Annotated in this window: 33 protein-coding genes and 3 pseudogenes; 8 read left to right on the plus strand and 28 right to left on the minus strand. The window is 34.9% G+C overall.

What is annotated here, in order from left to right:
* Positions 1 to 217: IS3 family transposase (locus C564_RS34765; RefSeq protein ID WP_155896283.1), on the plus strand; the 217-nt coding region annotated here is incomplete at its 5' end.
* Positions 218 to 278: 61 nt separating this feature from the next.
* On the opposite strand, the gene C564_RS0114355 is transcribed toward C564_RS34765, so the two are convergent.
* From C564_RS0114355 to gcvT, 10 genes and pseudogenes are all read right to left on the minus strand, one after another.
* Positions 279 to 488 carry a hypothetical protein gene (locus C564_RS0114355; RefSeq protein ID WP_016132008.1) on the minus strand — a complete coding sequence of 70 codons (210 nt, stop codon included), beginning with the start codon at positions 486 to 488 and terminating at the stop codon, positions 279 to 281.
* A gap of 264 nt (positions 489 to 752) precedes the next feature.
* A pseudogene (locus C564_RS33510) lies at positions 753 to 1,346 on the minus strand (ABC-2 transporter permease).
* Between the two features lie 73 nt (positions 1,347 to 1,419).
* Positions 1,420 to 1,572, minus strand: coding sequence for a hypothetical protein (locus C564_RS33515; RefSeq protein ID WP_018765805.1), 153 nt, complete (start codon positions 1,570 to 1,572; stop codon positions 1,420 to 1,422).
* 59 nt (positions 1,573 to 1,631) lie between these two features.
* Positions 1,632 to 2,503 (minus strand): annotated as a pseudogene (locus C564_RS0114370) (ABC transporter ATP-binding protein).
* A 5-nt stretch (positions 2,504 to 2,508) separates the two neighbouring features.
* Positions 2,509 to 2,883, minus strand: coding sequence for a GntR family transcriptional regulator (locus C564_RS0114375; RefSeq protein ID WP_018765807.1), 375 nt, complete (start codon positions 2,881 to 2,883; stop codon positions 2,509 to 2,511).
* A gap of 87 nt (positions 2,884 to 2,970) precedes the next feature.
* On the minus strand, positions 2,971 to 3,162 hold the full coding sequence (locus tag C564_RS0114380) for a hypothetical protein (RefSeq protein ID WP_016116299.1): 192 nt from the start codon (positions 3,160 to 3,162) through the stop codon (positions 2,971 to 2,973).
* Between the two features lie 70 nt (positions 3,163 to 3,232).
* Entirely contained in the window at positions 3,233 to 3,457 is a 225-nt protein-coding gene (locus C564_RS0114385; RefSeq protein ID WP_026008568.1) for a DUF3929 family protein, read from the minus strand.
* A 266-nt stretch (positions 3,458 to 3,723) separates the two neighbouring features.
* Complete coding sequence (gcvPB, locus tag C564_RS0114390) at positions 3,724 to 5,199, minus strand: aminomethyl-transferring glycine dehydrogenase subunit 2 (protein WP_018765808.1); 1,476 nt, start codon at positions 5,197 to 5,199, stop codon at positions 3,724 to 3,726.
* Complete coding sequence (gene gcvPA, locus C564_RS0114395; RefSeq protein WP_003200275.1) at positions 5,196 to 6,539, minus strand: aminomethyl-transferring glycine dehydrogenase subunit 1; 1,344 nt, start codon at positions 6,537 to 6,539, stop codon at positions 5,196 to 5,198. Before gcvPA ends, gcvPB begins: the two co-directional genes overlap by 4 nt.
* A gap of 20 nt (positions 6,540 to 6,559) precedes the next feature.
* Positions 6,560 to 7,660 (minus strand): glycine cleavage system aminomethyltransferase GcvT, encoded by a 1,101-nt coding sequence (gcvT, locus tag C564_RS0114400; RefSeq protein ID WP_016132013.1) that lies wholly within the window; start codon positions 7,658 to 7,660, stop codon positions 6,560 to 6,562.
* A 350-nt stretch (positions 7,661 to 8,010) separates the two neighbouring features.
* On the opposite strand from gcvT, the gene C564_RS0114405 reads away from it, so the two are divergent.
* Together C564_RS0114405 and C564_RS0114410 are read left to right on the plus strand one after the other, a co-directional pair.
* Complete coding sequence (locus C564_RS0114405; protein WP_018765809.1) at positions 8,011 to 9,693, plus strand: DEAD/DEAH box helicase; 1,683 nt, start codon at positions 8,011 to 8,013, stop codon at positions 9,691 to 9,693.
* A complete protein-coding gene (locus C564_RS0114410; RefSeq protein ID WP_018765810.1) occupies positions 9,680 to 10,474 on the plus strand; it encodes a YqhG family protein in 795 nt (264 codons plus the stop codon). Before C564_RS0114405 ends, C564_RS0114410 begins: the two co-directional genes overlap by 14 nt.
* A 32-nt stretch (positions 10,475 to 10,506) precedes the next feature.
* Here the strand turns inward: C564_RS0114410 and C564_RS36775 are convergent, their stop codons facing one another.
* From C564_RS36775 to C564_RS0114430, 4 genes are all read right to left on the minus strand, one after another.
* The gene (locus C564_RS36775) at positions 10,507 to 10,653 is read right to left on the minus strand and encodes a hypothetical protein (RefSeq protein WP_016116306.1); all 147 of its coding nucleotides are present in this window, start codon (positions 10,651 to 10,653) and stop codon (positions 10,507 to 10,509) included.
* A gap of 92 nt (positions 10,654 to 10,745) precedes the next feature.
* On the minus strand, positions 10,746 to 10,973 hold the full coding sequence (locus tag C564_RS0114420; RefSeq protein ID WP_003200265.1) for a hypothetical protein: 228 nt from the start codon (positions 10,971 to 10,973) through the stop codon (positions 10,746 to 10,748).
* A 245-nt stretch (positions 10,974 to 11,218) separates the two neighbouring features.
* The gene (locus tag C564_RS0114425) at positions 11,219 to 11,671 is read right to left on the minus strand and encodes a TlpA disulfide reductase family protein (RefSeq protein ID WP_003200263.1); all 453 of its coding nucleotides are present in this window, start codon (positions 11,669 to 11,671) and stop codon (positions 11,219 to 11,221) included.
* A gap of 28 nt (positions 11,672 to 11,699) precedes the next feature.
* On the minus strand, positions 11,700 to 12,242 hold the full coding sequence (locus C564_RS0114430) for a peroxiredoxin (RefSeq protein WP_016116309.1): 543 nt from the start codon (positions 12,240 to 12,242) through the stop codon (positions 11,700 to 11,702).
* Positions 12,243 to 12,439: 197 nt separating this feature from the next.
* On the opposite strand from C564_RS0114430, the gene C564_RS0114435 reads away from it, so the two are divergent.
* Complete coding sequence (locus C564_RS0114435) at positions 12,440 to 13,072, plus strand: VC0807 family protein (protein ID WP_003200259.1); 633 nt, start codon at positions 12,440 to 12,442, stop codon at positions 13,070 to 13,072.
* Positions 13,073 to 13,236: 164 nt separating this feature from the next.
* On the opposite strand, the gene C564_RS0114440 is transcribed toward C564_RS0114435, so the two are convergent.
* The 9 genes and pseudogenes from C564_RS0114440 to comGA form a co-directional block, all read right to left on the minus strand.
* On the minus strand, positions 13,237 to 13,437 hold the full coding sequence (locus C564_RS0114440) for a YqzE family protein (protein ID WP_016116311.1): 201 nt from the start codon (positions 13,435 to 13,437) through the stop codon (positions 13,237 to 13,239).
* A gap of 35 nt (positions 13,438 to 13,472) precedes the next feature.
* Complete coding sequence (locus C564_RS0114445; RefSeq protein ID WP_018765811.1) at positions 13,473 to 13,970, minus strand: shikimate kinase; 498 nt, start codon at positions 13,968 to 13,970, stop codon at positions 13,473 to 13,475.
* Positions 13,971 to 14,123: 153 nt separating this feature from the next.
* Complete coding sequence (gene comGG, locus C564_RS0114450; protein ID WP_018765812.1) at positions 14,124 to 14,498, minus strand: competence type IV pilus minor pilin ComGG; 375 nt, start codon at positions 14,496 to 14,498, stop codon at positions 14,124 to 14,126.
* A complete protein-coding gene (gene comGF / locus C564_RS0114455; protein ID WP_018765813.1) occupies positions 14,495 to 15,046 on the minus strand; it encodes a competence type IV pilus minor pilin ComGF in 552 nt (183 codons plus the stop codon). Before comGF ends, comGG begins: the two co-directional genes overlap by 4 nt.
* Entirely contained in the window at positions 14,943 to 15,260 is a 318-nt protein-coding gene (locus tag C564_RS37450) for a type II secretion system protein (RefSeq protein ID WP_231382322.1), read from the minus strand. Before C564_RS37450 ends, comGF begins: the two co-directional genes overlap by 104 nt.
* Positions 15,241 to 15,684: pseudogene (gene comGD / locus C564_RS0114460) on the minus strand (competence type IV pilus minor pilin ComGD); the annotation flags it as partial. The gene C564_RS37450 and the pseudogene comGD, both read right to left, overlap by 20 nt.
* Positions 15,681 to 15,983, minus strand: coding sequence for a competence type IV pilus major pilin ComGC (gene comGC, locus C564_RS0114465; protein ID WP_018765815.1), 303 nt, complete (start codon positions 15,981 to 15,983; stop codon positions 15,681 to 15,683). The pseudogene comGD and the gene comGC, both read right to left, overlap by 4 nt.
* Positions 15,984 to 15,995: 12 nt before the next feature.
* Positions 15,996 to 17,036 (minus strand): competence type IV pilus assembly protein ComGB, encoded by a 1,041-nt coding sequence (gene comGB / locus C564_RS0114470; RefSeq protein WP_026008570.1) that lies wholly within the window; start codon positions 17,034 to 17,036, stop codon positions 15,996 to 15,998.
* Positions 17,023 to 18,066 (minus strand): competence type IV pilus ATPase ComGA, encoded by a 1,044-nt coding sequence (gene comGA / locus C564_RS0114475; protein ID WP_003208497.1) that lies wholly within the window; start codon positions 18,064 to 18,066, stop codon positions 17,023 to 17,025. The genes comGB and comGA overlap by 14 nt, the downstream gene beginning before the upstream one ends.
* A 205-nt stretch (positions 18,067 to 18,271) precedes the next feature.
* Between comGA and C564_RS0114480 the strand changes: the two genes are divergently transcribed.
* The 3 genes from C564_RS0114480 to C564_RS0114490 all read left to right on the plus strand — a co-directional run bounded on the left by C564_RS0114480 (position 18,272) and on the right by C564_RS0114490 (position 20,852).
* Positions 18,272 to 18,967, plus strand: a complete 696-nt coding sequence (locus C564_RS0114480) for a helix-turn-helix transcriptional regulator (protein WP_018765817.1) — start codon at positions 18,272 to 18,274, stop codon at positions 18,965 to 18,967.
* Positions 18,968 to 19,106: 139 nt separating this feature from the next.
* Positions 19,107 to 19,349, plus strand: coding sequence for a DUF2626 domain-containing protein (locus C564_RS0114485; protein WP_006096019.1), 243 nt, complete (start codon positions 19,107 to 19,109; stop codon positions 19,347 to 19,349).
* 87 nt (positions 19,350 to 19,436) lie between these two features.
* Positions 19,437 to 20,852 (plus strand): L-cystine transporter, encoded by a 1,416-nt coding sequence (locus C564_RS0114490; RefSeq protein WP_003200409.1) that lies wholly within the window; start codon positions 19,437 to 19,439, stop codon positions 20,850 to 20,852.
* Between the two features lie 59 nt (positions 20,853 to 20,911).
* Here the strand turns inward: C564_RS0114490 and C564_RS0114495 are convergent, their stop codons facing one another.
* The 4 genes from C564_RS0114495 to C564_RS0114510 all read right to left on the minus strand — a co-directional run bounded on the left by C564_RS0114495 (position 20,912) and on the right by C564_RS0114510 (position 23,393).
* Complete coding sequence (locus C564_RS0114495; RefSeq protein ID WP_018765819.1) at positions 20,912 to 21,406, minus strand: hypothetical protein; 495 nt, start codon at positions 21,404 to 21,406, stop codon at positions 20,912 to 20,914.
* 5 nt (positions 21,407 to 21,411) lie between these two features.
* Positions 21,412 to 22,053: an HD domain-containing protein gene (locus C564_RS0114500; protein WP_018765820.1), complete on the minus strand. Its 642-nt coding sequence runs from the start codon at positions 22,051 to 22,053 to the stop codon at positions 21,412 to 21,414.
* 21 nt (positions 22,054 to 22,074) lie between these two features.
* Positions 22,075 to 22,899, minus strand: a complete 825-nt coding sequence (locus C564_RS0114505; protein ID WP_018765821.1) for a DUF4037 domain-containing protein — start codon at positions 22,897 to 22,899, stop codon at positions 22,075 to 22,077.
* Between the two features lie 278 nt (positions 22,900 to 23,177).
* A complete protein-coding gene (locus C564_RS0114510; protein WP_026008571.1) occupies positions 23,178 to 23,393 on the minus strand; it encodes a DUF3912 family protein in 216 nt (71 codons plus the stop codon).
* Between the two features lie 251 nt (positions 23,394 to 23,644).
* Between C564_RS0114510 and C564_RS0114515 the strand changes: the two genes are divergently transcribed.
* Entirely contained in the window at positions 23,645 to 23,956 is a 312-nt protein-coding gene (locus C564_RS0114515) for a hypothetical protein (protein ID WP_018765822.1), read from the plus strand.
* Between the two features lie 39 nt (positions 23,957 to 23,995).
* Here the strand turns inward: C564_RS0114515 and C564_RS0114520 are convergent, their stop codons facing one another.
* Positions 23,996 to 24,487 carry a hypothetical protein gene (locus C564_RS0114520; protein WP_018765823.1) on the minus strand — a complete coding sequence of 164 codons (492 nt, stop codon included), beginning with the start codon at positions 24,485 to 24,487 and terminating at the stop codon, positions 23,996 to 23,998.
* Positions 24,488 to 24,494 lie beyond the last annotated feature (7 nt).

The raw sequence follows: 24,494 nt of genomic DNA on the forward strand, positions 1-24,494 counted from the left end.
CAGCCACTCCCGCAAAGGAAACTGCCATGACAATGCTTGCATTGAATCATTCTTCTCTCATTTTAAATCTGAAATGTTTTATCTTAATTATTATCAAACAAAGGAAGAACTAATTCAAGCTATTGAAACATACATCTATCATTACAACTACAAACGATTCCAAAAAAGGCTTAACCATCGAGCTCCGATTGAATATCGAATCTCGATGGCTGCATAGTCTTTTTTTACAGCTGTCCACTTGACGGGGGTAAGACCAGAAGTAACTGTCTTTTTTATACTTAATGATTCGCGTTGCTTGGCAACCTAAAGAAATTGGATGCAATAAGACATAGTATTCCAAGAATAAAAACGCCAGTCCCAATACCCTTATTCGAGTTTTTAAATAAGTTAATATCCGAGTAAAAATTAAGCATCATAAGACCTAAAGAGAACAAAATCAATCCAATTCCAATTAATATTCTTCCTATTGGCGTCCGTTTTCTCATCATTACATCTCCCCCTAATTTCTTTAAAATCTAATAATATTTCCAATCCAACCGGACATAATATCAACAAGGAGCTGATTATATGCAAAATTCCATACATAAACATATCCTATTGTTATTTTTCTTATTTCTTTTCTTTGTTATATGTTTCAGCCTTATATTACATGCACCAAAAGAGATGCCGAGCACCGTTTCTGTTTATAAGTTACTCCTGTGTTATTTTCCCTATTGAAAAAGGTGTCTTGTGATGAGGCACCTTTTTCCCTGCTATATGTCCATTCGCTCATATAATTTCACACAAGCCAACATTGAGAAAACCAACATGCAAGTTGCCCCCATGCATAAGAACCCACTATGTAAATTCAATTGCTCTATATTTACTTTAAAGAAAACTTCTAAAATAAATATAGGTGCGATTAATAGAAAACAAGCTATCATAAACGTTTTCTGATAACCTAGCAGAAAGTAAATTGGTAAAATTAAACTAAAAACAATAAAACCGAGGCTCATACTAGTTACAACCGTTGTTTCTACAAAATCCACTGTCTCATTTCTTAACTGAATACCTACTGTAAAGTAAGCAATGATAACACTGGTCATTAAAATAATCAGCGCAAACATATACTTTGCCAATATCATTTATTTTCTAGATATCGGTAAACTATTAAACATCTTTTCGCTTTGATTTTTTTCATCACTATAAAAAGTTCTCATCATCAATATAACAGGAATAATAACTGTCGTAAGTGTGAATGTACTATGGTTATCTCGCGTCGCCATATAGAATAAAAAAGGATAGATTATATACCAAATAAGCATTTTCCTTTGCACAATAAAATCTTTCATAATGAGTTGCTTCATATGTATCCCTCTTCCTGTTTTTTTATAAGTCACGCTCTTTGTATAAGCCAATAGCTAAAAACATAGAGGCAGCCTAAATAAGAAGCATTCCAATTAAAAAGGATACATTTACGAATAAACTAGAAGCCCATTGATTATCTACATTTCCCCATACATTCTTCACTATCATGCTACTTAAAAAGGCAAATATCGTCCCTACAAAAGGAGCGATATACCTTGCACCCATATCCCCCACCCCAAACCTCATAATAGCCTATACATATTTTATAAAAAAAGAGCAAATCCTTATATACGAGCTGACGCATAGGCACCTCTCCCCTTCGCTGTATACACAACAATATCATCTAAAGTTGGTTTTTCTAGTACAACTTCGTTCTCAAACCAATCTTCAATTGCTTGCTTATCTTTCGCTAGCCCTTCAAAACCAAATTTATTTTTACGTAATCCGATAAAGAGTTCTTTTCCTTCAAGATCTAATAAGTCATTACTTCCTTTTACAATCACATGATTTTCTAATATTTCGTCTTTTTCTCCCGTAAAGACAATTTCGCCTTCGTGAATAAATGTAATATAATCAACAATGCGCTCTAAGTCTGTTGTAATATGTGTCGAGAATAATACCGATACTTCTTCTTCCATCACAATTTCTTGCAAGATATCAAGTAGTTCACTACGGACAACCGGATCTAAACCTGATGTTGGTTCATCCATAATGATGCGTTCTGCATGATGCGATAACGCCATCGTAATCGCAAATTTCATTTTCATCCCTTTTGATAACTGCTTAATCTTTTTGTTTTTCGGAACTTGTAATCTCTCCATATACGATTGATATTGCGCTTCATCCCAGTTTTTATATAAAGGTGCAATAATCTTCTTCATTTGTTCACATGTTAACTCTTCGTAGTAATGATTTTCATCATACACAAATCCAATATATTGCTTAATGTCTTTTTCTGCTTTTGCATTATCCTTACCGAAGATCGTAATATCCCCACTATTTTTCTTTACTAAATTCATAATCATTTTAATGGTCGTACTTTTTCCTGCACCATTTGGCCCAACAAATCCCATAATATATCCACGCGGCAATGTAAAACTTATATTTTTCACTGAAAAATCTTTATAATTTTACAAACGTTTTTTAACTCTAACATGTCACTTATTCCCCCTTATATAGAAACGTAATCATCTGTTGCAACTCTTCCAGTGAAAGTTGCAAAAATTTACTTTCCTGGACAATCTCTTCTGCTTTACTTTCTAGTAAACGCAATCGTTGTTCCTTTATAAGCTCATTATTTTGTACCGATACATATGTTCCTTTCCCTGCAACCGTTTCAATGTACCCTTCCTTTTCAAGCTCCTCGTACGCACGTTTCGTCGTAATCACACTAATCTGCAGTTTTTTCGCTAAACTACGGATAGACGGCAATTGATCTCCCCCCTTAAGATCTCCATTTAAAATAAGCTGCCTCAATTGCTTACTAATTTGTTCATAAATAGGGTCTGGGGAAGAATTTGAAATAATAATATTCATGTTTCCCTCCACTGTGTATATACACAGCGCCCTATTTTTGGCAAGAAAAAAAGACCAACATTTTCCTGTTGGTCTCCCATATATGTATCACTTCTCAAAGCGATCTAACATTTCATCTCTCATCCCAAAACTAACAACCGCAATTCCTACATACATAAAAATAAGAAATGCTGGATGCACTGCGTTGTACCAGCTGCTATCAACAATTAAATATACCGTTAATGCTACAACAAGTACAAATGCCAAAATAAACATATAAAAGTGTCTTGTACTACCCATGATAAACTCCTCTCTTCTCACTTCACCATTCAACAGTATATTTTATCGAATAATTCGATATGACTCAAGGCTAACTTTCTTTTATGTAATCAAGTTCTACCTTTACAATGTCATCACAAGCTATTGAAATAATTGTTCCTTGTTTATCAATCGCTGTCACTTCTGCGTTATCCATTACACGATGTGCTACACGCTCTAACATTTTTCCATAATCTCGATAACAAAATTCCTTTATATCTTTAATTTTTTTACCGTTTTCTAAATGATACACCATCCTATAACACTTATAGCCCATTCCTTCACCCCAAATTGTTCGTTTTTTCACATATACGTAAAAATGAGTTATTCTCCTCATTACACCTTCTTAATTTCAATAAAATTCTAACAAAAATACACAATTTTATCAAACCGACTTTTTCAACAAAAAAGCTTAAAAAACAACTTTCTTCCACACTGTTACATAAAATACAAAAATTCTTTACATTATTTTCATAATTTCTGCACAATTTCTCCACAAAAAAAGAACCCGCATATAGCGAGTTCTTTTCATTTTACATTTACTCAAACTTGTACAGGAGCTGGCTTTTGATAACGTAAAATCGGTTTACGTGCAGCCATTGTTTCGTCTAGACGTTTAATTACCGTCGTATGTGGTGCTTCTTGTACAACTTCTGGATTTTCTTCTGCTTCTTTTGCGATTTGAATCATCTTATCGATGAAACCGTCTAATGTTTCTTTTGACTCTGTTTCTGTTGGTTCAATCATAATACATTCTTCCACATTTAATGGGAAGTAAATTGTTGGTGGATGGTAACCAAAATCAAGCAGACGTTTTGCGATGTCTAGTGTACGTACACCAAGTTTCTTTTGACGGCGACCTGATAATACAAATTCATGCTTACAATGTCTATCAAATGGAAGATCATAGAACGGCGCTAATCTTCTCATCATATAGTTTGCATTTAATACAGCATATTCTGTTACTGCACGTAGTCCATCTGGCCCCATAGAACGAATATACGTATAAGCACGAACGTTGATACCAAAGTTTCCATAGAATGGTTTCACGCGTCCAATTGCTTGTGGACGATCGTAGTTAAAGTGATAACCATTTTCTGTTTTCTCTAAAATTGGTTTTGGTAAAAATGGAATTAAATCAGCTTTTACACCTACTGGACCAGAACCTGGGCCACCGCCGCCATGCGGACCTGTAAATGTTTTATGAAGATTTAAATGCACAACGTCAAATCCCATATCTCCAGGACGTGCTTGACTTAATACCGCATTTAAGTTTGCACCATCATAATACAATTTACCGCCTGCATTATGAACGATTTCTGCCATCTCTAAAATATTCTCTTCAAATAAACCAAGTGTATTTGGATTTGTTAACATAAGTGCTGCTGTTTCTTCGTTCACAACACGTTTTAAATCTTCTAAGTCAACAAGACCGTGTTCATTTGATTTTACTGTAATTGTTTCAAAACCTGCTACTGTTGCAGATGCTGGGTTTGTTCCGTGCGCAGAGTCAGGAACGATAACTTTTGTACGGTTATAATCACCGTTTGCTTCATGATATGCACGGATTAACATTAATCCTGTCCATTCCCCATGTGCACCAGCTGCTGGTTGAAGTGTTACAGTATCCATACCTGTAATTTCGATTAAATGTTCTTGTAAGTCGTACATTAATTCCATTGCACCTTGCACTGTTTTTTCATCTTGAAGCGGATGAATGTGTGCAAAGCCTGGGAAACGAGCCACGTTTTCGTTGATTTTTGGATTGTACTTCATCGTACAAGATCCTAATGGATAAAATCCAGAATCAACGCCGTGGTTACGGTTTGAAAGTGCTGTGTAATGGCGCATAATATCAAGTTCAGATACTTCTGGAAGCTCTGCATCTTCAGTACGGATATAATCGCTCTCAAACACATCTTCTAATTTCACTTCTTCTACATCTAATTGGGGTAAGCTATATCCTACGCGTCCTTCTCTACTCATTTCAAAAATAAGTGCTTGATCTTGGTTCTTCATTGGATAGCCCCCATTTCGTTTACAAGTGTGTCAATTTCTTCTTTTGTACGAAGTTCTGTTACCGCTAGAAGCATATGATTTGTTAATTCTTTATAATCACGGCCTAAGTCGTAACCACCGATAATATTCTTTTGTACTAATGCATCATTTACTTCTTGTACTGGACGTTTGCAATCTACAACAAATTCATTGAAGAATGGTCCAGCAAATGTTACTGTAAATCCTTTTTCCTCAAATTGGCGTTTTGCATATTGCGCTTTAGAAATGTTTTGACGTGCCATTTCTTTCACACCTTGTCTTCCAAGTGCTGTCATTGCAACAGACGCTGCTAATGCATTTAACGCTTGGTTTGAACAAATGTTAGATGTCGCTTTGTCACGACGAATATGTTGTTCACGAGCTTGCAATGTTAATACGAAGCCACGTTTGCCGTCTGAATCCACAGTTTGTCCGACAAGACGTCCTGGGATTTTACGCATAAATGCTTTCGTTGTTGCAAAATAGCCGCAGTGTGGTCCACCAAACTGTGTTGGGATACCAAATGGTTGTGCATCACCAATTACAATATCAGCACCAAATTTACCTGGTGGTGTTAAAGCGCCTAATGATAATGGGTTTGAAGAAACGATAAATAATGACTTTTGCTGATGAACAATTTTCTCAATATCAGCTAATCTTTCCACCTGTCCAAAGAAGTTTGGATATTGAACGATTACGCAAGCGACTGTATCATCTACTTCACTTTGTAATACATCTAAATCTGTTACACCATCTTTATGATCAATTTCAACAACTTCAAGATGTTGACCTTTTGCATATGTTTCAAGTACTGCTCTTGATTCTGGATGAACTGCTTTAGAAACAAGAATTTTCTTTTTGCGCGTATGACCAGCTGCTAACATTGCCGCTTCTGCTAACGCTGTACCTCCGTCATACATAGAGGAGTTTGCTACATCCATTCCAGTTAATTCACAAATCATTGTTTGGAATTCAAAAATCGCTTGTAATTCCCCTTGTGAAATTTCTGGTTGGTATGGCGTATAAGCTGTATAAAATTCTGAACGAGAAATAACATGATCAACAATTACTGGAGCGTGATGATCGTATACACCTGCTCCTAAGAAAGAAGCGTATTCTTTTAAGTTAGCATTTTTACGAGCCATATCAGACAGTTCTTTTAAAAGCTCTGGTTCTGACTTTGCTTGTTTAATCTTTAAATCCCCTTTGAAACGAACACTTTCTGGAATATCAGAAAATAATTCATCGATCGTTTGAACGCCGATCGTTTGTAACATTTCTTTTTTGTCTTCTTCTGTCATTGGAAGATAACGATGCAACATGAAATCTACCCCTCTCCCCGTTACTTTGAACGTTTGTAAAATGGTGTTGGAACGACTACTGCTTTAACGCGTTTATTACGAATCTCAATTTCTACTTCTGTATCAACTGCTGCGTATTTTACATCAACTAATGCTAAACCAATGCTTTTCTTTAACGTTGGAGATTGTGTACCACTTGTAACTTCCCCGATTTTTTCTTCGCCTACATATACAGGATAATGCGTACGAGGAATACCGCGTTCAATTACTTCGATGCCGACTAATTTACGAGGTGCACCGTTTTCTTTGTATTCTTTTAATGTTTCTTTTCCAAAGAAATCTGCCTCTTTATTTGTTTTTACTGCAAAACCAATTCCAGCTTCAATTGGTGTAATATCTTTTGATAGTTCTTGACCATAAAGTGGAAGTGTCGCTTCAAAACGAAGTGTGTCACGTGCTCCCAAACCACATGGTTTTAAGCCGTCTTCTGCTCCAACTTCAAGAAGTTTCTCCCAAAGTTTTGGAGCATCTTCACTCTTGCAGTAAATTTCAAATCCGTCTTCACCTGTGTAACCTGTACGAGATACAAGTGCAGGAGTTCCATCTACAAGAACATCATTTTTAAATTTAAAGAACTTAATTTCTTTTAAATCTTCTGACACAACTTTTTGTAAAATGCCTTCTGCTTTTGGACCTTGAATTGCAAGTTGTGCAATTTCACTAGAAACATTGACTACTTTCGTATTGCCAATGACATGACTTGCTAACCACTCGTAATCTTTTTCGATATTCGATGCGTTGATTACTAATAAGTAGTCTTCTTCACCACGTTTGTAGATTAATAAATCATCTACTGTACCACCATTTTCGTAACACATTGCTGTATATTGTGCGCCTCCTACCTTTAAGGTAGAAACGTCATTTGTAACAACACGTTGTAAAAATGCCAAACTATCTGTACCTGTTACTTCTACTTCCCCCATGTGAGACACATCAAACAGGCCTGCAGCTGTACGAACAGCTTCATGTTCTTCTTTAATGCTTGAAAATTGAACTGGTAATTCCCAACCACCAAAGTCGATTGTTTTTCCACCATACTTCGCGTATACATCAAATAGCGGTGTACGTTGTAATGTAATCATGTTCTTTCCCCCTTATGCTGTCTATGACAAATCAATAAAAGTTGGCTTCCCGTATCTAAACATTTTTCATTCAGAAAAGATGGGATATACGGAATCTCAATGTATTTTTTTATGAAAGCGTAAATAAAAAAGTACTTTCTTGGATAAAATACGAAAGATTCCACACATTTCACACCATTATCCTAACATTTTTCGATCTATTTCATCAATATTCTAGCATAAAAAATAATTTAGAATTTTTTATTCTTATACTTACAAAAACAACTTCACCTTAAAATGTTAGAAATTAGGATTTTTGGTGAGGGATGTAACAATAAGCGTTTTAGTTTACAGAAGGTGGGAGAGTTTCAATGAATGTCGATATTTCCGTAGATCGGACATGGCAAAATAATTTCTTAAAACGAATTGATGAAGATGGCCCTTGGACAAATTGGGAACTATATGATTTAGCCTATAAAACAGAAGAATCATTGCTTGTCCCTACATTTGATGGTTTGCAAGCCCCTAAACATTTATCCCATTTCACACCGCTTCCTCATCAATTAGAAGTAGCACAAACTGTTATTGAACAAATGAATGGAAAAGCGATACTGGCAGATGAAGTTGGACTTGGAAAAACCATTGAAGCAGGTCTTATTTTAAAAGAGTACATGGTGCGCGGTCTTGTAAAAAAAGTACTTATACTCGTTCCAGCCTCCCTCGTTTCACAGTGGGCATATGAACTGAACACAAAGTTTTTTATTCCTGCTGTTGCCCAGAGAAAAAGCTATTCGTGGGAACAAGCTGACGTTATCGTTTCATCCATTGATACAGCGAAGCGTTCACCGCATCGTGACATCGTTTTAAACTTGGAATACGATCTCATCATTATTGATGAGGCACACAAACTTAAAAATAATAAAACAAAAAACTATGAGTTTGCACAACGTCTTAAAAAGAAGTTTTGTTTATTACTAACTGCAACACCTGTCCAAAACAAAATTGATGAAATCTTTAATCTCGTTTCCTTATTAAAACCAGGACATTTAGGCAATCAGTCTAACTTCGAAGAATATTATGCATCGAAAAATCGCTCAGCAGAGTCAGATGAAGATTTAAAAGCACTCATTAATAAAGTAATGGTAAGAAATCGGCGAAATGGTACAGGTATCGAATGGCCGAAAAGGCACGTTCGGACAATATTTGTTGATTTTAATGAGGAAGAGCAGGCTCTATACAATGCGATTGAAAATTGGAAAGGACAAGACGCTTTTACCTCTGCCTTTTCATCATTAACTTTGAAACGAGAAGTATGTAGCAGCCGTGAAGCAGTTTATTATTCACTCAAAAAGCATGTAGAAAAAAGACAAAAAGAAAATGAGAATTATATACCAGACCCATATATCGATGTTTTAATGAATAAAATCAATCATATTCCTTTTAATACAAAAGCAAAGCAAGCACTGGAGCTTATAAAAGAAATTGATGATAAAGTCGTCATTTTTACAGAATATAGAGCCACGCAAATGTATTTACAATGGTTTTTAAAACAGCACGGTATTTCATCAGTCCCTTTTCGTGGTGGGTTTAAACGAGGGAAAAAAGATTGGATGAAAGAGCTCTTCCAAAATCATGCGCAAGTGTTAATTGCAACCGAAGCTGGCGGTGAAGGGATTAACTTACAATTTTGTAGCCATATGATTAACTATGATTTACCATGGAATCCAATGCGGCTTGAACAGCGAATTGGACGTATCCATAGGCTTGGCCAAAAAAATGATGTTCATATTTATAACTTAGCAACGAAACATACAGTTGAAGAACATATTTTGAAACTTCTATATGAAAAAATCAATTTATTTGAGCGAGTCATCGGTGAACTTGATGAGATTTTAACAAGAATTAATATGAAAAATATCGATGCACATATTCAAGAGATTTTCGCAGGATCAAAGAGCGAAGGAGAGATTCGAATTAAGATGGAAAATTTAACATCTATCATCGACTTTGCGAAGAGAAATGAAGCTGAGGTGCAAGGCTATGCAGCAACATGAAATTCATAATTACTTATGGAATTTTTTCCAAGCAAATGACTGTGAAATTTTGGGGCGTTCCCCGCATCTACTAGATGTACAATTAACAATTGAAATGGATAAACTATTGATGAATCGCCCTTTTTATTGGCACTACCTTGAGAAAACGGGTGGCATCCCAAATCCGATGCAACTTACTCTCATTACGGATCCAGAGAATGATGAAGAAGAAGGTGAGCTTATTCACTATGGCTCTCCTCGTCTGCATCAAATCTTCCAAACAACAAAAGAACTGGGATCCTACATACGTTTATTCGAAGAAGTAAATTCAAGTGGTACAACTCATATACCACTTCATCCATGGCTTGGCGTCAATGTAAAAGTATGTTATCAATGTGATCGAAAGAAAGATATGCTTCATTCCATCGGGATTCATCTTATTTCTGGAACAATGATTACAAATTTTCATGAAACACTAGCGAAAATTCGGCTCACGCCAAAAATACCAGATTTCAGTTTTACACTTACTCCCATTATTAAGCCGCAAAGTGGATTACAGCGGATAGAAGATGCATTAAAAAATCTCATTGCAGCAGATGATCATACATGGGCTGAAGAAGCACGTGTACGCTGGAATCATGATTTAGCGCTTCTAAATCGATTTTACGAAGAAAGCGAAGAACTTCCCGAAAGCTACGACATAGAAAAACAAGCATTACAAGAGCAATATGAACCGCGTATTACAATGCAAATTATAAATGGTGGGCTCTTTTATGTAACCGCTAACCATTTTTTTTCATAAGAAAAGCCCCTTCATATGAGAAGGAGCTTTTCTTATATTTTTCCATTATACTTTCGACCATCGTTATGTTCTTGTTGTTTCTTTTCTGTCATCCGCTTTTGATATTCTCTATCTTTTGCACTCACATGGTTTGCATCTGTTGGAAGATTTTTCTTCGAACGCCCTACACCATTACTCATCTTTTTCACTCCTTGCTCTTTTAAATTCCTCCTTATTTTCAGCTATAGAAGCATTCCTTATTCATTAAAATAAGAGAAGCTTTTCGCTCCTCTTATTCCTTCACATATTTCTGAAACATATCGTGTAAGCCTTGATTTACGAGATGAGAGATCTGTTCGTCAGATTTATGTGGATAACGATCACGCAACCTGATAGATGCTTTCACCATTAAATTTTCTAATACAGAACGGCCACCTGCTCCATAAATAATTTCAGCATATTCTACAAGCCTTCCGTCCTCTAATGTTGCTGGATTATGATTGAAGAAAAATTTACTCATTGTCTCCACCTCTCTTTTTTGATAACGTTTACATTTATATAGATTATTTATGTTATTTATTTCACAATATTGTATGCATGTATAGATGATTAGTTTCATTATAAAACAACATGACGATAGGAATAATGTATTTTTTCGTCAATTTTGTGAACAAATTTTTAAAAAATGAAAGCGTTTTAATTATTATATAATAAAAAAGATTACCACGCTAGGGGCAATCTTTTTTATTTCTACTAAACTATAACTTACGCTTCGTTTGCTTCGTTTAGTACACGCTCAAGACGTTTGCGAAGCATTGGCATACCACTGCCGCCTGCTTGGAAATGACGAAGTTTTCCTTCTTTATCAAATACGTAGTAAGCAGGAACATATTTATTTTCAAATGCATCTGTGATCGCATGTTTACTATCAACTAAAATTGGTTGAATGATATCGTGGCTTTCTGCCATTTTTTCAATTACTGCTAAGTCTAAATCTTCTTCTGAGCGAGGCATATGAACTGCTACAACGTTTAAGCGATCATCATACTCATCACGTAATTCATTTACTTCTGGCATTGCTTCTTTACATAAGTAACAGCTTACAGACCAAAAGTGAATTAATGTTGGCTTATCTCCAATTAAATCTTCACGCGTTACTGCGTCGTTTAAAATTTCTGTTGCACCTTCTAATGATGGCATTTGTTCACGTAATTTCATTCTATCTATTCCTCCTACGACTTATAAATTATAGAGTTTCTTGTCCTGGTTTCCAATTTGCTGGGCAAAGGCCGCCTGTTTGCAATGCTTGTAATACACGTAATACTTCGTCTACTTCACGTCCAATATTGTTATGGTGTACAACTTGGTACATTAATTCGCCTTCTGGACTAATGATGAATAATCCACGTAGTGCGATTCCTTCATCTTCTAATAACACGCCGTATTCGCTTGATACAACATGGTTTGTATCAGCTGCTAATGGGTAACGTAAGTCGCCTAAACCATTCTTTGTACGATCTGTGTTAATCCATGCTAAATGTGTGTGTACTGTATCTGTAGAAACACCGATTACTTCCGCATCTAAATCTTCGAACTCATCGTAGCGATCAGATAGTGCAATGATTTCTGTTGGACAAACGAAGGTGAAGTCCATTGGATAGAAATATAATACTGTCCATTTATCATTTTTCATGTTTTCTTCTAAACTAACATTTTTAAATTCTTTATTTGGCATTACTGCACTCATTTCGAAACGTGGTGCTTGTTTCCCTACTAAACGTTTTGTCATATCTATATTCATCCTCCTGAAGCTAATTGAGATTAATTTCTAATTTGTAATGATTACAATTTGTATTATATACAAGTTATCAAATTAAAGTCAACACTAAATTAAAATAATTTTAATTTGATTACAATTATCAATTAATCTTGTACAATATTCAGAAATTGTATTGTAAAATATATCTATAACTAAGGAGGCACAAAATGAATCAAAATAAGAAAGCTATATTCGATATTGTATTTTATCTCGTCTTCCCTTTTCTCATTTGGAAATTTGCAAAAACGCATATTGATCCTTATTATGCAATGCTTATTTCCTCAGTACCGGGAATTCTTTATACACTGTACTGCTTTAAGAAAGAAAAGCAGTTCAACGTTACAGGGTTCTTTATTCTTATTACCCTTATTGCTAACACGACAGTAGACTTACTATCTGGTTCTGCTGAGAGAATGCTATGGAATGACGCATATTATCATATCGTACTCGGATGCATTGTCATCTGTACAATCTTTATTAAAAAACCACTCATGTTATATTTCGCAGCTGATATCGCAGCCTTGCAAGGACATGACCGAGATAAGAGCCGCACTCTTTACCGTGACAAACGCATATATCCAGCCTTGCAATATTTAACACTATTTTTTGGTCTCCAATTCATTTTAAAAAGCTTTTTAAAAATCTATTTCATTTCTGTTTTTGGTGTAGAAGGATATGGTGAAATGAGAGCAATCATGACCGCTGTTGGCTGGGGAATTTCCATATGTATTGGGATAGGATTTGTATGGGTTAATAATAAAATACACTCAGTAACTGAACAGAAAGAATCTACACAATAAGTTAAAAACTATCATAAGAAATAATAAAAATCCCCCTGTACAATATATGTACAGGGGGATTTTTATAGGTTTATCTGTCGAATCGATGACAAGTATACACTCATCGCAAAAATTGTACTATACCGCCCAGCATCATTACTAGCGGTAAATCATTCCAATTTTTATTAACTTGATTTTTTTCGTTTCTTCTTAACGTTTTGATAAAACAAAGCAGCGCTAAGCGGCATCATACCGAACCATCTATTTAAAAACGGCGCTTTTTCAGCACGGCGCTGCTCTTTCTTTTGCTTTCGATCCTCTTTTGGAGCATCCATATACGATACAAATTGTTGCGTCATAAAACGCACATAATCATTAGTAGACATATCATCACCTCTACTTGATTAGTATGTCCACTTTTTTACGCATTAATCTTACGCAGTAGCTCCCCCATAATCTCTTCCACACTTTTATTTGTCGTATCAATATATATATCCGCTTCTTCATAATATGCCCGGCGGTTCTCAAACTTCTCCACAAACGCCTCAATATTTTCTTTTTGAAATAATGGACGTGTCGTATCTTCACGAAGGCGCTCTGCAATAACATATGGATCACAATATAAATACACGACGGTTCCATTCTCTTTCATCCACTGACGATTCTCTGCGCGTTCCACGATGCCACCACCCGTTGTAATAATTACATTACTCGTTAATAACGAACGCAGCATTTCACTTTCATATTGACGAAATGCATTTTCCCCTTCTTTTGCAAAAATATCACGAATTTCCTTCCTTTGCTTCTCTTCAATTTTTTGATCTGTATCTACAACTGGAATATGGAGTTGCTCACTTAGCATCCTCCCAATTGTTGTTTTTCCGGCTCCCATAAAGCCTGTTATGTAAATGGATTTCATTTTGTTACCTCTTTTCTGTCTGTTTAATTATTTGTATTATAACGAAAGATAAGCTAACGTGGTTTATTTTATATACTTGCACAAATTAATAAAAAATGTTTTGTCCTTAATTTGTTATCAAGAACAAAACGTAATGGTCATGTAACTTCTTCCTCATCTCTCTTCCACCCAATTCATAACTCTTTTATTTATTTTATCGTACTGAAAGTTCACTTTATAAGAGCGATTTTGTTTCGTCATACACTGCAATGCGACAAATATAATTTCATTTTCAAATACATAATTCCCGCTCGCTTCACCATTTTCGTATCGAAACGAAAATACAGCATTTTGTTCTTTTTCCTGCAAATCATCCTTTATAGAGGAGACTGCTTGATCAGCAATCTCTTCTAACAAAAATTTTTGCTGCGCCTCCTTATAAAATCTTTGATCAGATTTCAACATATTTATTTCATATATAAAGAATGAAAATAGTAAGAAGAGAAGAATTAACGTTCCCGGCATCGCAAAACCATCTTGTTTTCTCATGTCTTCAACTCAATGGGTGTGTAGCGCGTTGCTACACCGTGATACATTTTACCGCTTATATCTTGCACATGTATAATTAACATATAAGGTGTTAAGTCATAAGAAACCGAATTTACCTTTTGTAATAGAATTTCCATTCCTAACGTATTTACTTTTCTCACGATATTATTTCCTAACATTTCATATGTTACATTCGCACCGTTACTCATTTGAAAAAGTATTAGAGCTTCTTTATTCTCTAACTCGACACCTTTCCCGGTTTTACTCTCTCGAAACTCTAATTGTACTTGTTCCAGGAACACATTCCATTCCCAACTGTTTATTTGCTTTGAATATGGTTTCTCGATAAATAAACTATGGAGGCGTGGCACAAGAAGAAAGAAAATAGATAAAAACAATAAACATAACATCATTTCTAATAACGTAAATCCTGCTTCTACCTCTTTACTTTTTGACATGACGACATTGTTCCATCCTTCTTTGTTTGGTATCTTTCCAAATTGTACAAACTTCTTCTTCCCGCCAATGTATCCAGTACACAACGCCATCTATCGCCTCCTCTTTTTGCTGCTTTAGCTGATTTTGATACATATATAGTGCTCCTTCCCTCTTCAACAATGAATGTGCTTTATACCGAAATTGAATATTTTTTCTTTCTTGCATGATGAGGAGTGTTTGCGGAAGTAATAGCGACACAGCCATCATTAATAAACTTAACGATACAAGCATTTCCAGCATAACCGACCCTTTTTGACACTTCACGATACGTAAATCTTCCTCTCCCAAGTTGAAATACAATTTCATAGGTGCGTGAGCGATAAGAAAGTAGAATTGTACCAGCTTTGTTTATATTTCCATTTGCATTATAGGTCATTGGATTTGGAAAAGTATTCAAATCAATTTTTATATCTCGTTCATATTCCCGGATAAAAAGGGAACGCTCATCCCCAGATTCCCAAATACTGTACATATGTTTCTCAGGACTCCATCGCAGCATATGAAGATTCCGGCGGTTTATAGCTAACTGCTGCATATACAAAATATCTTGTGAAAATTGCTTCAAAAGCTGCTCTACCTTTTGCTTTTCATATAACGGAGCAACATTAAAGTAAGTGACGACGCTTAATATAGAAATGATGAATAAGACAAGAAGCATCTCTAAAAATGTAAATCCTTTTTGTTTCACGATTTACCAACAGATACTGTGCCGTCCTCACTTGAAATACTAATCGGTTCCCCTTTTGGACACGTTGTAGAAGTAATATACTTTTCTTTCACTAATTCATCTACTGTTGGTATCTTATTCTTTTCTAATTGATAAGCTTGCACTTGCGCTTCGATAGACTTCACGTATGCATCGCAACCTTTTCCTTGTACGGAAGAGCGCTGTTTAATTACATTTGGAATAATTAATAAAAGTAATACTGAAATAACGACCATCACTAATAACATTTCTAAAAGAGTAAATCCTTTTTCATTTTTCATTTAAACTACCTCCTAAATAGAATTCATCATTTGAAACATCGGCATAATCATCGCTAAATACATAAGAACAACAATTATGCCAATACATGTAAACAAAAGTGGTTGAATAATGACTAAAATACGTTGAATCTTTCCTTCCATTTTTTCAATCGTTAATTCGCTATAGTCTCCTAATTCTGTCGCTAAGTTTCCGTTTGCTTGTCCATGCGCAATCACGTAAGACAGTTCCCTCTCGTAATAACCGCTCTTCATAATAATAGAATCCAACTGTTCTCCTGCGATTAATAATTCTTCAATTCGAGTGGCTTCACATTGAAAAAACGGGTGATGTTTTTGTTCAACCATTAACGTTAAGGCCTCTAGTACCGATAGTCCTCCTTGTAATAAGCCGCTTAATTGAACAGAGAAATAATGAGAATTTGTTAAAATAAGAAATGTTTTTATAAGAGGAATACGAATCATAATATTCATTCTTTGAACTGGGGGAAGTTTTTGTATATAAAATACATATATACATGTTCCTAAAACGAGGCAGAGAAAAAATCCTCCAATCATGTACGGAAGCATTCGAATAAGGAGCATAATATGATCGGTAAATGAAACAGAAGAAGCTCGCAAGGAACTATATAATGTTTCAAATTGTGGAAGCAAAACGAAATTGAATACAGCAAGTATCCCTAATAGAAAAAAAGATAAAAATATCGGGTAACGAAGCACTTTCATCATATCTTTTTGATGTTTATCTTTTCTATGCAGCAGTACACTTCCTTGTTGCAACGCAAAAGAAATATCCCCATGCCGCTGTGCATAGAATAAATAACTTAATATGTCTGGATGAAACATAAGTTGGTGAAAAGCATCATGAATGCTTCGACCATTTTTTAATTCTTCTGCAATATGTTGCAATTGAATTTGTTTTTGAGAAGATAACTGAAATTGCAGAAACTCTAATGCTTGCAAAAGTGAATAGCCCTTTTCTAACAATTCCCCAAGTCTTCTTAATAACAAGACTTGCTCATGTAATCGCCACCCTTTTCGTTCAAACATAAACATCCTCTTCTAAAAAGCCTAAGGCATATCCTTTTCTTATACATGATTGCAACGTTTCATAATGATAGGTTACACGCTCTCCATTCGCTTCACGAATAGCTTTTTTCAATTCATGGCCATATAACAACTCATAAACGCTTGCTTGCCGCACTTGCCTCATTGCTTTACATAACGGCGAACATTTCCCTTTGCAAAATGGACACTTCAATTCAACAAGACGCTGTGCTGCCACAGCAAGCAATGATTGCTCAATTTCTTGCCGCGTAATCCCATAGTCCATCAAACGTAACACAGCTCCTTTTGCATCGTTTGTATGCAGTGTTGTCATTACTAAATGGCCTGTTAAACTCGCACGCACAGCTACTTTTGCTGTTTCTTCATCACGAATTTCACCAACTAAAATAATATCAGGATCATGGCGCAAAATCGCTTTTAAACCAGTTGTGTACGTGATACCTGCTTTTTCATTAATCTGAATTTGTAACAAGCCATCCTTTCTCTTTTCGATCGGATCCTCAAGTGTAACAATACGACGTGTTTGTCCCTTTTTGGCTACCTCTAACAAAGCATACATTGTCGTTGTTTTCCCAGATCCTGTCGGCCCAGTAAACACGAGTAATCCATGAGAATGATGTACAAAAGAGAGAAGTGTTTTTGCCGAGCTTGGAAATAAAGAAAGATGGGAAAGTGGTTGAACCGACGCTTGCAAGTGTAAACGAATGACGAGGCTTTCTAAATACACAGTTGGTAGTGTAGAAAGACGCAAGTGCACTTCTTGCCCCTCAATTTGTAAATACAATGATCCATTTTGTGGCTTACGTCTCTCCCCTATATCCATAGATGCTAAAAATTTAAAATGCGAAACAAGTCTTTCTCCAAATTCCTTTCCAATACAATGCTTCGTTACTAAATCTTTTCCAATGCGCAATTGTATGACTGCATCTGCTTGTCGCGGCACGATATGTAAATCGGATGCCTGTAATGCACATGCTTCCTTCATAATTGTATTGGCAAAATGTTCAACACCATTCATAATGATCTCCTCCTCACTATGTATATATCATGCGGAAATATAAAAGAAAAATAGCGACTTTCGTATTTTCAACAGAGAAAAGAGGGAAAATATGTTTGTGAAATTATGAACAATTTCTGAATTATTGACTAAAATTACCTATAAGCAACTTTATCTGTATTATAATGTTATTATCTTGGATAAAGTGATAAAGGTGGAGATCCTCATGGAACAAGCTTTAAAAATTACAGGTGTACTATCTGATCCAACTCGTTATTATATTTATAAATATATTTCTCAAAAACATAGTTACGTAACTGTACAAGAAATCGCAGATGAATTTAATATCCATCCAAACGTAGCACGTCTACATTTATCAAAATTAGAAGATGTCAATATGTTGCGATCTGAAACAAAGAAAACGGGAAAAGGCGGCAGACCAAGCAGATTATATGTATTGTCTGAAGACTTAATTCAGCTACAATTCCCATTTCGCGATTATCAATTATTAGCAAAAATCGCTTTTAATTCATTGCTTAGCCTCGGTGCAGCCGGTGAAAAAGCACTATATGAAACAGGCAAACAATTTGGTAAAGAATTAATGGAACAACATATGCAGCATTTAAACATTAATGAAGATTCATTAACATTAGAACACAAAGTTCAAATTGCAAAAGAAGCATTATCAACTGCTGGCCTATCCCCTTCATTTGAATTAAGCACAGATGGTACACAAATTTTCTATGACGTGTACAATTGCCCATTCAAAGAAGTTGCTGTCCATCATCCTGAAGAAGTTTGCCATATGCATAGCGATATGATGAAGGGAATTTTTGAAACCCTATTTCCGAGCATGGAATTAACACGACATGATAATTTATTAGACGGATGTAAATCTTGTAACTACAAAGTTCAGCTATAACTTGTTTTTATATGAAATTGTGTCAAAAAGAAGTCAATTTGATTTGGCTTCTTTTCTTTTTTCGCAAATATTTACAATAGTAAGAAAAATAAACTATAATGAAGAGAGGTTTACTTTTTTAGAAAAGGAGGGAGATTGCATGGAGCGCATGTTTCGCGTTCTCGGCTTTTGGACTGGAATTTTCTCGGTTATGTTTTACTTAGGGGATATGCACGCAACTGCACTATTATTTTTAGGACAAACAGGATTCTTCGTACTTTTAAGCTATTTAAAATTAACAGAGCGTATGTATATATACGTATTCGGGGCATATTTAACTGTTTTCTTCATTGGGTTTACATACTATACAACATTTCTACTTGTCCCTGGCGCTGGGCATTAAAAAGATGGCAAATTGCCATCTTTTTTTATTTTCTCTAATTACCTAGTTGACTTATAGGTTTTATTGAAATATATTCTATATAACAGATTGGAATTAGGGGGAATTATCATGAATACACTACTAGTCGGTATTAACATAGCGGTCATGCTCGTATTAGTTGGCATATTGTATTATATGCAGCGCAAGCATGTATCATTTAATAAACGCGTATTTACTGCTTTAGGGGTCGGAATTGTATTTGGCCTTATCTTACAATTTATCTATGAACCTACTTCTAAAATTATCGTGGATTCGAATAACTGGTTTAGCTTAATTGGTAGTGGGTATGTGAAATTACTACAAATGATCGTTATGCCACTTATTCTAGTTTCTATTATCTCGGCATTTACAAAATTAAAATTAACAAGTAACCTTGGTAAAATTAGCGGACTTATTATTGGAATTTTAATTCTTACAACTGGAATCGCTGCAGCTGTTGGTATCGCAGCAAGCGCAGGGTTTGACGTTCAAGCAACTGGCTTACAACAAGGTGATGCAGAAACGGCTCGCTTAAAATTAGTGGAAGAAAAATTCAGTTCAATTGAACAAACACCAATTCCACAAAAATTATTGGAGTTATTACCTACAAATCCATTTCTTGATTTAACTGGAGCACGTCCAACTTCGACAATTTCTGTTGTAATCTTTGCAGCGTTCATTGGAATCGCCTTTATCGGTGTGAAAAGAAAATATCCAGAACAAGCAGAGTTATTTAAGAAAATGCTTGATGCTGTCTATGCAATTGTAATGCGTATGGTAACATTAATTTTACGCCTTACTCCATATGGCGTATTAGCTCTTATGACAAAAACAGTCGCTGGTAGTGATGTAAGTGCCATTTTAAAACTCGGTAACTTTGTTTTAGCATCTTACGTAGCACTTATCGTTATGTTTGTTATTCACTTATTATTAATTGCTCTTTCTGGTTTAAATCCAATTCAATATTTGAAAAAGGTATTCCCAGTATTAACATTCGCCTTCACTTCTCGTTCTAGTGCAGGTACAATGCCACTAAATATTGAAGCACAAAAAGAAAAACTTGGTGTTTCAGAAGGAATTGCAAACTTTGCTGCTTCCTTCGGGGTATCTATCGGTCAAAATGGTTGCGCAGGTATTTATCCAGCTATGCTGGCGATGATGGTCGCTCCAACTGTAGGAATTGATCCATTACAACCACAATTTATTTTAACTTTAATCGCAGTTGTCGCTATTAGCTCATTCGGTGTTGCTGGTGTAGGCGGCGGAGCAACATTCGCAGCATTAATCGTACTTTCAACAATGAACTTACCAATCGGGATTGTTGCTCTTCTTATCTCTGTTGAGCCATTAATCGATATGGGTCGTACAGCTCTTAACGTAAGCGGATCAATGACAGCAGGTCTTATTTCTAGTAAATGGCTTGGTGAATTAGATCACGATACGTATAATCAAGATGATGTGAAAAGCGAAGAAGTTGCTTCATAAGAAAGAGAAACTTTCATAAAAAGGAATGCTAATTGATATAGCATTCCTTTTTTTATTCCTTATACCTGTTTTAAAAAATTTAATACTATTTTGGGAACATCCCCATTTATTTGAATTCCTTGAACAGAACCTTTATCTACATCTTTTGCGATTATAATGTTATTTTTATCATCTACCCAGACTAACAAACTTTCCTTAGAATCATCCTTAAAAATAACTTCCATATTAGCATGTACAGCATCCCTTGCTTTTTTATCTAAAGATATTTTTTTAGATGTACCAGCTTTGATTGCTGTAACAATTTGATTTACTAGATCTTCATTATCCGTTCCTGCTTTAGAAATATTATCTTGATCTATCCTCACTAAATTCATTTCTTTTATTTGTTTTTTCTCAAATACTATTGATGTTTCTTTTTCCTCTTTTTGTTCAGTTGATGAAGAAATTTTTGAAGAACTTGTAATATTGGAACATCCAATTAAGTTCAAAAACACTATAACTAAAATAAACAAATACATATTTTTTCTAATTTCCTTCACCCCTTTATGAAACATAATATTTAACACCCGATATCCGTATAAATAGATTCTTCCACGTCCGGAAGAAGTCTGTATACACTCATTCCAATCAAAGATTCTATTTCTTTTTTTATTTTATAAAATCCTTTCCAATGAGAAAAAATGTGAGCATTGGTGCCGTGTCTCAATCCAACTGAGATCAATCTTTTTTCAAGTGTAGTAAATCCTTTATCATCGGCTAAAGCATCACAAAGAGTAATAACTTTATCGTATAAATCATAGTTGCTGTTTTCATTTAATATCTCTATAAGCTTCACTTTCATGTTTAGAGGAACAAGCTCCCAAGCATCTGCAACTTCTATGTCTTTATTTCCACAAGGAAATGAATGTGTTACACATTTAATCGCATTCCCTCTAAATCCTAATTGTTCTAAGTACATGTATCCATCATAAGAATGTATAACAGATTTTGTAAAACCTTTATACCTACCAATGTCATGAAGCAACCCTGCATTATAAGCCAAATTATCATTCACATCATATCCTTGTTTCATAAATTCCAAGATTATGTTTTCAGTAGCTTGGACAACATTTATCGAATGTTTATACCAAGGTCCAGGATTTTGTTTATATGCACGTTCAAGTAACTCACGTGCATATGCTCTATCCATGATATATTCCATAACACCACCACTCTATCATCATTACTTCACATAACAAATCTGTTTCTTTTGCTCCCAAAGATCCAATTCTGGAATTTGTTTCTCCGCCAAAATCAATACTTCTTCGATTAATAATTCCAAATCCTTCACACTGTTTTCCGGATTTCCCATCAAGATATTCGTCATTCGCTCATAAAGGTTTTCCGGTTTTATTGTCATTCGTTTGATATTAAAAGGCATCCATTTAAATGCAGGGTGATGCACATACATTTTATTAAGGCCGAACAAAACACCAAATACATTCTTCTGTACATCACAAATTACATCGTATAGCATAAGCCAATCTTTTCGTTTTAAAAGTGCTTCACGGTTATGCCAGCGATTACTTAGCAAAAGATTCTCTACAATCATTTGTCTAGAAAGTTCCAATGGATAATCTGCGACTCTATCTTTTAGCCCCCTAATTTTGTCTTCACCATACAAACTCACACCATCATGAATTGAGGCTACAATACATTGTTTCTCATAATCAGTTTCATACTTTTCCACCACATCAGAAATAAAACGTTCAACCGTTACGGATAAAAAGTTACTTATTTCTAATTTAATCCCATCTTTCGTTACATAAGATTCAGACCACTCTTCCTCTTCATACGGATGATACGATAAAACTGTCCCATCAATACGTTTAATAGGCCCTTCACGATCTTCATCTTCTGGCGGTGCTGACCATAAAATGTGTAACTCTATATCTGAATTTTCATCTTGCCAGTTTCTTGATACGGATCCTGCTAAAAGAATCGCTTCTACTTTTTGGTTTTGTTTATATATTTTTGCCATGTCTATTGCTTTTTGCATTAAGTTCATTTGATTTCCCCCACGTTTGATTATCCATTTGAACATTTTATTGCAGCGTTACTACACTGTTTCTATTTATAGCTTAATGGAAATTTATTACTATATCAAATAATTTTCTTTTATTTCTGAATATTACAGATAAAAACTTTCTTCGTTACCAAGTGTATAAACAGAAAAAGGATATATGCTCCTATATTGAGCATAATATCCCCATCATCATTATCTATTGATATAACCTTTTCAAGCCCATAATAAAAATAAAAGTTCCTCTTCACAGCCCGTCCCTTTTACAAATAGCCATTGTGTTCGCACCATTCATGAAACTGTCGCACATCTACCCCTACTAAAACGATATCTTTTAGTTCCACATCAACGACTTGATCGTCAATAACAAGGAAAAAACTTGATCCTTCCTGCTTTTCTTTTTGCTTTACAATTCCAATGCGATTCCGATACGGTCCATCTTTTACATACGCTTTTTGTCCTGTAATATCAAAATTCAAAATTCTCACCCCTTTTACTGCGCTCAGCTTTGGCATACTACCTTATCCTCGGAAAGTTTCCTTTCATCACACTATTTCTGTATATATATGATGAAACAGCAAAAGAGTCCTTCCTTTATTACAATTATTTTTTCTTTGTGTCATTTTTATAAATTATACGTGAAAATTAGGAAAAACCGCACTTGGAAACGCTTTCTTAAATTTATTTCATGTTATAATGGAAAAGCAGAACTTCGTAAAGAGGGAGAAAAATGGATATAACAATTATTACAAAAGTAATCGAAGCATTAAAATCATATGGATTTCAAGATGTAACATACTGTGAGGAAACAAAACAATTCTTATTTCATAACCAAACCGATATTATGAGTGGCTATGCAGAAATAACATACAGCAGCCAATTTGAAAAGTTTAACGTGCAAATTCATCCGATTGAAACCCATCATCAAGCAGAGTTACAAGAAGTTGAAAAACACATTCAATCTTGTATACGAAAAGTCGAGTATTTAAATGCACTTCTTACAGGACAAAAAAAATTAACTAACAAAATTATTATTATGTAAAAAAAGAACGTGATTATCTCACGTTCTTTTTCATTTTCATTATTGTATATTCATCTTCTCTTTCAATTGTAAACTCGTCACAATCTCTAATGCATCCATCGCTTCTCCAATTGTCATATCAAAAATTGTCTTATCTTCTATATACGGAAACTGTCTAAAACGTTTTTCTAACATTTTTACTGCATCCGATGAAAATACTGCACTATCTATACCGAATTCTGTTTCAAGTAGAACAATCCAATCTAAAATATGAAATCCTAACCCATTTACAAATGAAATAAGTTTTTCTTCAGGTTGTGAAGATAGAAATACATAACGTTCCATTTCACTAAAGAGTTCTTCACCTAAAATTTCTGCGAGTTCTTCATCATGTTCACGATTTACAATTTCATCATATCCATAATCGTCTGCAAGTTCTTCTACTTCTTCTCCGTCTGCACAAAGTAGCTGACTACGCAGTGCACCTTTTTTGAATTCACTTTTTTGTATAACTTCTAAAAAGCTTGTTTCCCATCCTTGTTCTAATTTCATATTTATA

Origin of the sequence: Bacillus sp. 105MF (assembly GCF_000374885.1) — a bacterium.
GTDB classification, from domain to species: domain Bacteria; phylum Bacillota; class Bacilli; order Bacillales; family Bacillaceae_G; genus Bacillus_A; species Bacillus_A pseudomycoides.

What these genes read in the sequence shown, in the direction of transcription:
- C564_RS0114355 (WP_016132008.1), bottom strand. Translation starts at nt 488, where the DNA reads ATGATGAGAAAACGGACGCCAATAGGAAGAATATTAATTGGAATTGGA.
- C564_RS33515 (WP_018765805.1), bottom strand. Translation starts at nt 1,572, where the DNA reads ATGGGTGCAAGGTATATCGCTCCTTTTGTAGGGACGATATTTGCCTTT.
- C564_RS0114375 (WP_018765807.1), bottom strand. Translation starts at nt 2,883, where the DNA reads ATGAATATTATTATTTCAAATTCTTCCCCAGACCCTATTTATGAACAA.
- C564_RS0114380 (WP_016116299.1), bottom strand. Translation starts at nt 3,162, where the DNA reads ATGGGTAGTACAAGACACTTTTATATGTTTATTTTGGCATTTGTACTT.
- C564_RS0114385 (WP_026008568.1), bottom strand. Translation starts at nt 3,457, where the DNA reads ATGGGCTATAAGTGTTATAGGATGGTGTATCATTTAGAAAACGGTAAA.
- gcvPB (WP_018765808.1), bottom strand. Translation starts at nt 5,199, where the DNA reads ATGAAGAACCAAGATCAAGCACTTATTTTTGAAATGAGTAGAGAAGGA.
- gcvPA (WP_003200275.1), bottom strand. Translation starts at nt 6,539, where the DNA reads ATGTTGCATCGTTATCTTCCAATGACAGAAGAAGACAAAAAAGAAATG.
- gcvT (WP_016132013.1), bottom strand. Translation starts at nt 7,660, where the DNA reads ATGATTACATTACAACGTACACCGCTATTTGATGTATACGCGAAGTAT.
- C564_RS0114405 (WP_018765809.1), top strand. Translation starts at nt 8,011, where the DNA reads ATGAATGTCGATATTTCCGTAGATCGGACATGGCAAAATAATTTCTTA.
- C564_RS0114410 (WP_018765810.1), top strand. Translation starts at nt 9,680, where the DNA reads ATGCAGCAACATGAAATTCATAATTACTTATGGAATTTTTTCCAAGCA.
- C564_RS36775 (WP_016116306.1), bottom strand. Translation starts at nt 10,653, where the DNA reads ATGAGTAATGGTGTAGGGCGTTCGAAGAAAAATCTTCCAACAGATGCA.
- C564_RS0114420 (WP_003200265.1), bottom strand. Translation starts at nt 10,973, where the DNA reads ATGAGTAAATTTTTCTTCAATCATAATCCAGCAACATTAGAGGACGGA.
- C564_RS0114425 (WP_003200263.1), bottom strand. Translation starts at nt 11,671, where the DNA reads ATGAAATTACGTGAACAAATGCCATCATTAGAAGGTGCAACAGAAATT.
- C564_RS0114430 (WP_016116309.1), bottom strand. Translation starts at nt 12,242, where the DNA reads ATGACAAAACGTTTAGTAGGGAAACAAGCACCACGTTTCGAAATGAGT.
- C564_RS0114435 (WP_003200259.1), top strand. Translation starts at nt 12,440, where the DNA reads ATGAATCAAAATAAGAAAGCTATATTCGATATTGTATTTTATCTCGTC.
- C564_RS0114440 (WP_016116311.1), bottom strand. Translation starts at nt 13,437, where the DNA reads ATGTCTACTAATGATTATGTGCGTTTTATGACGCAACAATTTGTATCG.
- C564_RS0114445 (WP_018765811.1), bottom strand. Translation starts at nt 13,970, where the DNA reads ATGAAATCCATTTACATAACAGGCTTTATGGGAGCCGGAAAAACAACA.
- comGG (WP_018765812.1), bottom strand. Translation starts at nt 14,498, where the DNA reads ATGAGAAAACAAGATGGTTTTGCGATGCCGGGAACGTTAATTCTTCTC.
- comGF (WP_018765813.1), bottom strand. Translation starts at nt 15,046, where the DNA reads ATGGCGTTGTGTACTGGATACATTGGCGGGAAGAAGAAGTTTGTACAA.
- comGC (WP_018765815.1), bottom strand. Translation starts at nt 15,983, where the DNA reads ATGAAAAATGAAAAAGGATTTACTCTTTTAGAAATGTTATTAGTGATG.
- comGB (WP_026008570.1), bottom strand. Translation starts at nt 17,036, where the DNA reads ATGTTTATGTTTGAACGAAAAGGGTGGCGATTACATGAGCAAGTCTTG.
- comGA (WP_003208497.1), bottom strand. Translation starts at nt 18,066, where the DNA reads ATGAATGGTGTTGAACATTTTGCCAATACAATTATGAAGGAAGCATGT.
- C564_RS0114480 (WP_018765817.1), top strand. Translation starts at nt 18,272, where the DNA reads ATGGAACAAGCTTTAAAAATTACAGGTGTACTATCTGATCCAACTCGT.
- C564_RS0114485 (WP_006096019.1), top strand. Translation starts at nt 19,107, where the DNA reads ATGGAGCGCATGTTTCGCGTTCTCGGCTTTTGGACTGGAATTTTCTCG.
- C564_RS0114495 (WP_018765819.1), bottom strand. Translation starts at nt 21,406, where the DNA reads ATGTTTCATAAAGGGGTGAAGGAAATTAGAAAAAATATGTATTTGTTT.
- C564_RS0114500 (WP_018765820.1), bottom strand. Translation starts at nt 22,053, where the DNA reads ATGGAATATATCATGGATAGAGCATATGCACGTGAGTTACTTGAACGT.
- C564_RS0114505 (WP_018765821.1), bottom strand. Translation starts at nt 22,899, where the DNA reads ATGAACTTAATGCAAAAAGCAATAGACATGGCAAAAATATATAAACAA.
- C564_RS0114515 (WP_018765822.1), top strand. Translation starts at nt 23,645, where the DNA reads ATGGATATAACAATTATTACAAAAGTAATCGAAGCATTAAAATCATAT.
- C564_RS0114520 (WP_018765823.1), bottom strand. Translation starts at nt 24,487, where the DNA reads ATGAAATTAGAACAAGGATGGGAAACAAGCTTTTTAGAAGTTATACAA.